A 435-nucleotide genomic window follows, 5' to 3' on the forward strand; every position below is an offset into this window, starting at 1 on the left:
CATGCCATCAAAACCGCCCAGCAAAATGGCGTTGCGGTGGTCGGTATCAGCCGGATGGGTCACAGCGGCGCAATCTCTTATTTTGTGCAGCAGGCAGCCCGCGCCGGATTAATTGGTATTTCGATGTGCCAGTCCGATCCAATGGTGGTGCCGTTTGGCGGCGCGGAAATTTACTACGGTACTAACCCACTGGCCTTTGCCGCGCCGGGAGAAGGCGACGAGATCCTTACCTTTGATATGGCGACTACCGTACAGGCATGGAGAAAAGTGCTCGACGCCCGCTCGCGTAATATGTCTATCCCGGATACCTGGGCGGTCGATAAAAACGGTGCACCAACATCCGATCCGTTCGCGGTACATGCTCTGCTCCCCGCCGCCGGGCCAAAAGGGTATGGCCTGATGATGATGATTGACGTCCTCTCAGGCGTCTTATTC

At 56.6% G+C, this 435-nt stretch carries 1 protein-coding gene; it reads left to right on the forward strand.

The features are described 5' to 3' along the window. Positions 1-435, forward strand: a 435-nt coding sequence (locus tag SB756_RS28175; RefSeq protein WP_410912775.1) for an Ldh family oxidoreductase, incomplete at both ends; no start/stop codon positions are given.

It is taken from the genome of Pseudomonas sp. SIMBA_068 (assembly GCF_046534705.1).
GTDB lineage: Bacteria > Pseudomonadota > Gammaproteobacteria > Pseudomonadales > Pseudomonadaceae > Aquipseudomonas > Aquipseudomonas putida.